General features: G+C 69.5%; 7 protein-coding genes and 1 pseudogene. All 8 read right to left on the bottom strand.

Going from position 1 to position 8,048, the window contains the following annotated elements; translation table 11 throughout:
* Positions 1–9: 9 nt before the first annotated feature.
* Positions 10–206 (bottom strand): annotated as a pseudogene (locus tag MCAG_RS34115) (hypothetical protein).
* A gap of 67 nt (positions 207–273) precedes the next feature.
* Positions 274–1,632 carry a Pup--protein ligase gene (gene pafA / locus MCAG_RS28670; RefSeq protein WP_007076440.1) on the bottom strand — a complete coding sequence of 453 codons (1,359 nt, stop codon included), beginning with the start codon at positions 1,630–1,632 and terminating at the stop codon, positions 274–276.
* A 107-nt stretch (positions 1,633–1,739) separates the two neighbouring features.
* The gene (gene prcA, locus MCAG_RS28665; RefSeq protein ID WP_036375675.1) at positions 1,740–2,582 is read right to left on the bottom strand and encodes a proteasome subunit alpha; all 843 of its coding nucleotides are present in this window, start codon (positions 2,580–2,582) and stop codon (positions 1,740–1,742) included.
* A 61-nt stretch (positions 2,583–2,643) separates the two neighbouring features.
* Positions 2,644–3,483 (bottom strand): proteasome subunit beta, encoded by an 840-nt coding sequence (gene prcB, locus MCAG_RS28660; protein WP_007076438.1) that lies wholly within the window; start codon positions 3,481–3,483, stop codon positions 2,644–2,646.
* Positions 3,402–4,070, bottom strand: coding sequence for an endonuclease VII domain-containing protein (locus tag MCAG_RS31600; RefSeq protein WP_007076437.1), 669 nt, complete (start codon positions 4,068–4,070; stop codon positions 3,402–3,404). The genes prcB and MCAG_RS31600 overlap by 82 nt, the downstream gene beginning before the upstream one ends.
* Before the next feature lie 6 nt (positions 4,071–4,076).
* Complete coding sequence (locus MCAG_RS28650; protein ID WP_036375672.1) at positions 4,077–4,292, bottom strand: ubiquitin-like protein Pup; 216 nt, start codon at positions 4,290–4,292, stop codon at positions 4,077–4,079.
* Between the two features lie 107 nt (positions 4,293–4,399).
* The gene (gene dop / locus MCAG_RS28645; protein WP_007076435.1) at positions 4,400–5,917 is read right to left on the bottom strand and encodes a depupylase/deamidase Dop; all 1,518 of its coding nucleotides are present in this window, start codon (positions 5,915–5,917) and stop codon (positions 4,400–4,402) included.
* A 175-nt stretch (positions 5,918–6,092) separates the two neighbouring features.
* Positions 6,093–7,874, bottom strand: coding sequence for a proteasome ATPase (gene arc / locus MCAG_RS28640; protein ID WP_007076434.1), 1,782 nt, complete (start codon positions 7,872–7,874; stop codon positions 6,093–6,095).
* Between the last annotated feature and the right edge of the window lie 174 nt (positions 7,875–8,048).

Below are 8,048 nucleotides of genomic sequence, written 5' to 3'. Positions count from 1 at the left end.
CCGGGCCCGTCAGGCCACGAAGATCAACGCGAGCCAGCCGCCGACGATCACCAGCAAGCGCGACGGGCCAGCACCCACGTCGGCACCGTGTACTCGCCGCGCCGGTTCCGCTCGACCTCGGCACGGATCTTCTCGCGGCGGCGGTCGATCCAGTTCGGCTTCTCGGCGCCGCCGCGCTCGCGCCCGGGAGGTTCAGACATCGTCATGGCAGCGCCAGCCTACCCGGACGGCCCCCTCCCGCCGCGACCAGCGCCGCGCGAGGGGGCCACCGAATCACATACTGGCGATCAACCGCTCCACCCGCTCGTCGTACGCCCGGAACGGGTCCTTGCACAGCACGGTGCGCTGCGCCTGGTCGTTGAGCTTCAGGTGCACCCAGTCGACGGTGAAGTCACGCCGCTTCTCCTGCGCGTGCCGGATGAACTCGCCCCGCAGCCGCGCCCGGGTCGTCTGCGGCGGTGTCTCCTTCGCCTCGAAGATCTCCGGATCAGTCGCCACCCGGTCCACCTGCCCGCGCCGCTCCAGCAGCCCGTACAGGCCGCGCCCGCGCCGCAGGTCGTGGTACGCCAGGTCCATCTGCGCCACCCGCGGATGCGACAACGGCAGGTCGTGCTTGCGCTGGTACCGCTCGATCAGTCGCAGCTTCGACACCCAGTCGATCTCCCTCGACACCGGCTCCAGGTCACCGGTCTCCACCGCGCGCAGCACCCGACCCCACAGCTCCACCACCCGCTTGGCCGTCTGGTCCCCGCCCCGGCGCTCCACGAACTCCGTCGCCTTCGCGAGATATTCCTGCTGGATCTCCAGCGCGCTGACCTCCTTGCCGGAGGCCAGCCGCACCTTGCGCCGGCCGGTGATGTCGTGCGACACCTCGCGGATCGCCCGGATCGGGTTCTCCAGCGACAGGTCCCGCATCACCACCCCCGCCTCGATCATCCGCAGCACGATGTCCGCCGAGCCGACCTTCAGCAGCGTGGTGACCTCGTTCATGTTCGAGTCACCCACGATGACGTGCAGCCGCCGGTACCGCTCCGCGTCCGCGTGCGGCTCGTCCCGGGTGTTGATGATCGGCCGGCTCCGGGTCGTCGCCGACGACACTCCCTCCCAGATGTGCTCCGCCCGCTGCGACAGGCAGTAGACCGCACCCCGGGGCGTCTGCAACACCTTGCCCGCGCCGCAGATCAGCTGCCGGGTCACCAAGAACGGGATCAGCACGTCCGCCAGCCGGCCGAACTCACCGTGCCGGGAGACCAGGTAGTTCTCGTGGCAGCCGTACGAGTTCCCGGCCGAGTCGGTGTTGTTCTTGAACAGGTAGATCTCGCCGGCGATGCCCTCGTCGTGCAGCCGCTTCTCCGCGTCGACGAGCAGCCCCTCCAGGATCCGCTCCCCCGCCCGGTCGTGGGCCACCAGGTCCACCACCGAGTCGCACTCCGGCGTCGCGTACTCCGGGTGCGAGCCGACGTCCAGGTAGAGCCGGGCACCGTTGCGCAGGAACACATTGCTCGACCGACCCCACGACACCACCCGGCGGAACAGGTACCGCGCAACCTCGTCAGGGGACAGCCGCCGCTGCCCACGGTAGGTACAGGTGACGCCGTACTCGGTCTCAAGGCCGAAGATTCGCCGCTCCATGAGGTGACATTAGCCCCCCGAAGCACCGAATGGGCAGGGCTGGCCACCCGGACACGGGACCGGCCACCCCGCGCGGGGTGGCCGGCCGGTGATCACCGCTTCGGAAGTCACGACCCGGACGTGTCGGACTCCTGCTGCCCCTCCAGGTCCGCCGAGCCGGCCGACGTGGTCGGCTTCCCCGCCTCCTGCATCGGCGTCGTCGGGGTCTCCGGGCGCTCCTCGGTCGACGCCTCGTCCTTCGCCGCGTCCGCGTCGGCATCCAGCAGCGCGGTCAAAGCCGCCCCGGTGATCCGCCGGAACGTCCGGCCCACCCGGCGACGGTCCAGGACCGCCACCTCCAACTGGTTCGCCGCGATCGTCCGGGCCGCGCCGCCCTCCCCACCGACGCTGCCCAGCGCCGCCACGGCAACCCGGACCGCCTCGCCGAGCGACATGTCCGGCCGGTGCTGCGCCTTGAGCACCCCGGAGATCGCCTCGGCCTGCCCGCCCATCGCCATCCGGCCGGGCTCGTCGTTCACCGAACCGTCGTAGGTCAACCGGTACAGCGCGTCGGCCTCCGGCGTCGCGCCCACCTCCGCCACGCAGATCTCCACCTCGAACGGCTTCGACTGCTCGGTGAAGATGGCGCCGAGGGTCTGCGCGTACGCGTTGGCCAACGCCAGACCGGTCACGTCCCGCCGGTCGTAGCTCAGGCCGTTGAGGTCGGCCATCCGGACCCCGGCGCGACGCAGGTTCTCGAACTCGTTGTACCGGCCCACGGCGGCGAAGCCGATCCGGTCGTATATCTCGCTGACCTTGTGCAGGGTGCTGGAGAGGTTCTCCGCGACGAAGAGCACCCCGCCGGAGTAGCTCAGGACCACCGCGCTGCGACCCCGGGCGATGCCCTTGCGGGCCAGCTCGGAGCGGTCGCGCATGATCTGCTCGGGCGAGGCGTAGAACTGCATGGCCACGGCGGCGGTTCTCCTTTGGGCGCTGTGCTGACGACGACTGCTGCTTGGGGTGTGGGCGGGCTCAGCCGCCCGGGTTCTCCATCCGGCCGGCGACCACGGCCTCGGCGATGGCGGCCGTCTCGGCCTCGGTGAGCCGGTGGGTGCCCTCCGCCGTCGCGGTCATCACCACCGGGTAGATGCGGCGGATCATGTCCGGGCCGCCGGTGGCCGTGTCGTCGTCGGCCGCGTCGTAGAGCGCCTCGACCGCGAGCCGCACCGCGTCGTCGATCGACAGACCGGCGCGGAACCGCTTCTTCAGCGCCGACCGGGCGAAGATCGACCCAGAGCCGATCGCGTCGTAGCCGGTCTCCTCGTAGGGGCCGCCGGTCACGTCGAAGCTGAAGATCCGCCCGGCCCGCGCCTGGTCCGCGGCGGCCAGGTCGAACCCGGCGAACAGCGGGATCACCGCCAGGCCCTGCATGGCCGCGCCCAGGTTGCCCCGGATCATCGAGGCCAGCCGGTTGGCCTTGCCGTCGAGCGAGAGCATCGCGCCCTCGATCTTCTCGTAGTGCTCCAGCTCCACCTGGAACAGTCGCATCAGCTCGATGCCGATGCCCGCGGTGCCGGCGATGCCGACCAGCGAGTACGCGTCGGCCGGGTGCACCTTCTCGATGTCCCGCTGGGCGATCAGGTTGCCCATGGTGGCCCGCCGGTCGCCGGCCATCACCACGCCACCGGCGGCCGAGATGGCCACGATGGTGGTCGCGTGCGGCGCCAGGTCGGCGGCCATGCCCGGCGGCAACGGCCGACGGCCGGGCAGCATCTCGGGAGCCACCCTGCTCAGGAAAGACGTGAAGGAGGACGTCCCCGCGTTGGTGAACACATCTGGTAGACGCCCGGATGGATCAAAGCCCGCTGCCACGTGGTTCCCTTCAGGTACGTGATCGCCCTGGCCAGCCTCGTAGGACTGTCACGGAACTGGCCAAGACCACCGTTGCAGTTGAAGCAGAGTATCCCGCGCACCCAACCGGTGCGATGATCGTGGTCCAGATGTTGCGGGTCCGCGCCGCCACAGATCGCGCAGACCCCGCCCTGCTCGGCCAGAAGCTCGTCGAACTCCTTCTGCCCCACCCCGTAGCGGCGACGCAGGTGGTATTCGCGGGTGCCGCCGTACAGCCGCTGCACCGTTTCTTTCCCGCGGGCGTTGTGACACGGTTTGCAGTACGAGTGCCGCCCGCCGGCCTTCCTGGTGCGCGGAAAGTCCTCAAGCGGTTTGGTGTCTCCGCAGTCGGGACACCATTTCAGCCCGGCGGGGACCGGAGCCGGAGGCCTTGTCGGCGCGCTGATCCCGCGCTTGCGGCGGCTCGCCTCTGAGCGGGCCGCCGCGCAGGTCTTGCAGTAGTAGGCCAGCCCGTCCACGCGCCGCCGGTTGCGATGAAACTCGGTCGTGGGCAGCAGGCGCTCACACTGGAGGCACTTCTTGTCCGACGCACTAGGCAAATCGGACATATAGTATCATTCACCCCCCTTCTGTACGTATCCCCTCACGAACTCCTCTGCGTTCTCCTCCAGGACGGAGTCGATCTCGTCGAGCAGGTCGTCGACGTCCTCGGTGATTTCGGCGTGCCGCTCGGCAACCTCCGGGTTCGCCTCGGTGGTGACGTCCTCGATCTCCTCGCCCTGCCGGGCCTTGCCCGACTGCGACTGCCCGCCGCTGTCACGAGTGGCCATTGCTGCCTCCTCCACGATCTCCTCCGATGAACTTACCTCGCGGAGGCGACGAAAAGCCCGCCGCGCGCCGGGTTCCCGGCGCGCGGCGGGCCCGCGTCGACGGCGGATCAGCCGCCGGTCAGCGTCTCCAGCAGGTCCTTGGCGCTGACGCACCGGTCGAACAGGGCACCGACGTGCTTGCGGGTGCCCCGCTCCGGTTCCATCATCGGCACCCGCACCAGCGATTCCCGTCCCACGTCGAAGATCACCGAGTCCCAGCTCGCGGCGACCACCTCGGAGGCGTACTGGGCCAGGCAGCGGCCCCGGAAGTAGGCCCGGGTGTCCTCCGGCGGCTCGGTCATCGCCGTGCGGGTCTGCTCGTCGGTCAGCAGCGTCTTCATCGACCCGCGCTGCACAAGCCGGTGGTAGAGGCCCTTCTCCGGCCGCACGTCGGAGTACTGCAGGTCGACCAACTGGAGCTTGGGTGAGCCCCAGCCGAGGTTCTCCCGCTCCCGATACCCCTCCAGCAGCCGCAGCTTCGCCACCCAGTCCAGCTCGTCGGCGCAGAGGAAAGCGTCGCGGCCGAGCCGGTCCAGCACGCTCTCCCAGCGGGCCAGTACGTCCGCGGTCTGCGCGTCGACGTCGGTGCCGTACCGGTCGTCCACGAAGGAGCTGACCCGCTCGAAGTACGCCCACTGCACGTCCAGGGCGGTCAACCGCCGCCCGTCGCGTAGCCGCATCAGGTGCTTCAACGACGGGTCGTGGCTGACGGCGCGCAACTCGCCCACCGGGTCGGCGATGCCCAGGTCCGCACCGAGCGCCTTCTCCTCGATCATGGTGAGGATCAGCGCGGTGGTGCCGAGCTTCAGGTACGTGGAGATCTCCGACAGGTTGGCGTCGCCGATGATGACGTGCAGCCGCCGGTACTTGTCGGCGTCGGCGTGCGGCTCGTCGCGGGTGTTGATGATGGGTCGCTTGAGCGTCGTCTCCAGGCCGACCTCGACCTCGAAGAAGTCGGCACGTTGGGAGATCTGGAAGCCGCTGGCGCCGCCGTCCTGGCCGATGCCGACGCGGCCGGCACCGCAGACGATCTGGCGGGTCACGAAGAACGGCGTCAGGTACGCGACGATGTCGGCGAACGGCGTCTGCCGGCGCATCAGGTAGTTCTCGTGGGCGCCGTAGCTGGCGCCCTTGTTGTCGGTGTTGTTCTTGTAGAGGCGGATGGGCTGGGTGCCCGGGATGGTGGCGGCCCGGCGGGACGCCTCGGCCATCACCCGCTCGCCGGCCTTGTCCCACCGGACCACGTCGAGGGGGTTGGTGACCTCGGGGGTGGAGTACTCCGGGTGGGCGTGGTCGACGTAGAGCCGGGCGCCGTTGGTGAGTATGACGTTGGCCAGCCCGAGGTCCTCGTCGGCGAGGGCCTCGGCCGGGTCGTACGCGGCGCCGGAGTAGGTGAAGCCGCGGGCGTCGCGCAGCGGCGACTCCTCCTCGTAGTCCCAGCGGGCCCGGCCGCCCCGGTTGAGTTCGGGGCGCGCCCCGTAGGCGTTGACCACCTGGGAGGAGGTGACCATCGGGTTGGCCCCCGCCTGGCCGGGCACGGAGATGCCGTACTCGACCTCGGTGCCCATGATCCGTCTTACGCTCATCGACCTACCCGCTTCGCTCGCCGACCCGGTCCCCCGTCACGTCGAGCGTAGTCCGCGCCGCGCGGCGAGGGGGCGCGGCGGGCGGGCCACGCCGGGGCGGTGTCGCGGCCCCGGGGTGGGGACGCGACGGGGCCCGAGACGTCGCTGTCGCGGGCCCCGTCGCGTGCCGTCGGGGCTACAGGTACTGGCCGGTGTTGCTGGCGGTCTCGATCGACCGGCCGGCCTCCGTGCCCTTGCCACCGGAGACGAGCGTGCGGATGTAGACGATCCGCTCGCCCTTCTTGCCGGAGATGCGGGCCCAGTCGTCGGGGTTGGTGGTGTTGGGCAGGTCCTCGTTCTCGCGGAACTCGTCGACGCAGGCGTCGAGGAGGTGCTGTAGGCGCAGGCCCTTGCGGCCGGAGGTGAGGAACTCCTTGATCGCCATCTTCTTGCCCCGGTCGACGATGTTCTGGATCATCGCGCCGGAGTTGAAGTCCTTGAAGTACAGGACCTCCTTGTCACCGTTGGCGTAGGTCACCTCGAGGAAGCGGTTCTCCTCGGTCTCGGAGTACATCCGCAGCACGACCGCGTCGATCATGGCGGCGACGGTGGCCTGCGGGTCGCCGCCGTGCTCGGCCAGGTCGTCCGGGTGCAGGGGCAGCCCGGAGAGGATGTACTTGGAGAAGATGTCCTTGGCCGCCTCGGCGTCCGGCCGCTCGATCTTGATCTTCACGTCGAGCCGGCCGGGGCGCAGGATGGCCGGGTCGATCATGTCCTCCCGGTTGGAGGCGCCGATGACGATGACGTTCTCCAGCCCCTCCACGCCGTCGATCTCGCTGAGCAGCTGGGGGACGATGGTGTTCTCCACGTCGGAGGAGACGCCGGAGCCGCGGGTGCGGAAAATCGAGTCCATCTCGTCGAAGAACACGATCACCGGGGTGCCCTCGCCGGCCTTCTCCCGAGCCCGCTGGAAGATCAACCGGATGTGCCGCTCGGTTTCGCCGACGTACTTGTTGAGCAGCTCGGGGCCCTTGATGTTGAGGAAGAAGCTGGTGTGCCTCTCCTTGCCCAACCGCTCGGCGATCTTCTTGGCCAGCGAGTTCGCCACCGCCTTGGCGATGAGCGTCTTGCCGCAGCCGGGCGGGCCGTAGAGCAGGATGCCCTTGGGCGGGCGGAGCTGGTGCTCACGGAACAGGTCCGCGTGCAGGAAGGGCAGCTCCACCGCGTCGCGGATCTGCTCGATCTGCGCCTGGAGGCCACCGATGTCGGTGTAGTCGACGTCGGGCACCTCCTCCAGGACCAGCTCCTCGACCTCGCTCTTCGGGATCCGCTCGTACGCGTACGCCGAGCGTGGCTCGATCATGAGCGAGTCGCCGGCCCGGATCGGCGAGCCGATCAGGGTATCGGCGAGGTGCACGATGCGCTCCTCGTCGGAGTGCGAGACCACCAGCGCCCGGTCACCCGGAGCGCCGTCGGGACCCGCGAGGATCTCCTTGAGCATCACCACCTCGCCGACCCGCTCGAAACCGAACGCGTCGACGATGTTGAGCGCGTCGTTGAGCAGGACCTCCTGGCCGCGTCGCAGCTCCGCGACGTCCAGCGAGGGTGAGACGGCGACCCGGAGCTTGCGCCCCCCGGTGAACACGTCCACCGTGCCGTCCTCGTGCGCTGCCAGGAAGACACCGTAGCCACTCGGCGGTTGCGCGAGGCGGTCGATCTCCTCCTTGAGGGTCACGATCTGCGCCCGGGCCTCCTTCAGAGTGCTCACGAGCCGTTCGTTGTTCTCGGTCAGCCGCGCCAACTGTGCCTGGGTGGCCGCCAGCCGCTCTTCGAGCTGCCGGACGTGTCGGGGGCTTTCGGTCAACTTGCGCCGCACCAGTGCGAGTTCCTCTTGAAGGAACGCGACCTGCGTGGAGAGATCGTGGGCCTCCTTCTCCCACCGTGCGGCGCGCGAGTCCGCGTCGTCGCTGCGTGCCACGTCCCACCTCCCCGGGGGGCTTGAACGTTCTGCCCTAACACTAGCCGCTATGAGGCCGATTCGGTCCCACGCAACGCCCTCGTCACTGAAGCTTGATCGCCAAGGGTGGCCGCCGAGGCAGGTCCGGGCCTTCGGGTACCGTCGTGTCGTGGGACGGGAGAGCATGGGGGTACG

The organism is Micromonospora sp. ATCC 39149 (assembly GCF_000158815.1).
In the GTDB taxonomy this organism is placed as follows: Bacteria; Actinomycetota; Actinomycetes; order Mycobacteriales; family Micromonosporaceae; genus Micromonospora.
The sequence above is the reverse complement of the archived record's forward strand: the minus strand, read 5'-3'. Positions and strand labels throughout refer to the sequence as shown.

Excerpts from the sequence above, each read along its gene's own strand:
- pafA (WP_007076440.1), bottom strand. The coding sequence starts at position 1,632 with ATGGAGCGGCGAATCTTCGGCCTTGAGACCGAGTACGGCGTCACCTGT.
- MCAG_RS31600 (WP_007076437.1), bottom strand. The coding sequence starts at position 4,070 with ATGTCCGATTTGCCTAGTGCGTCGGACAAGAAGTGCCTCCAGTGTGAG.
- MCAG_RS28650 (WP_036375672.1), bottom strand. The coding sequence starts at position 4,292 with ATGGCCACTCGTGACAGCGGCGGGCAGTCGCAGTCGGGCAAGGCCCGG.
- dop (WP_007076435.1), bottom strand. The coding sequence starts at position 5,917 with ATGAGCGTAAGACGGATCATGGGCACCGAGGTCGAGTACGGCATCTCC.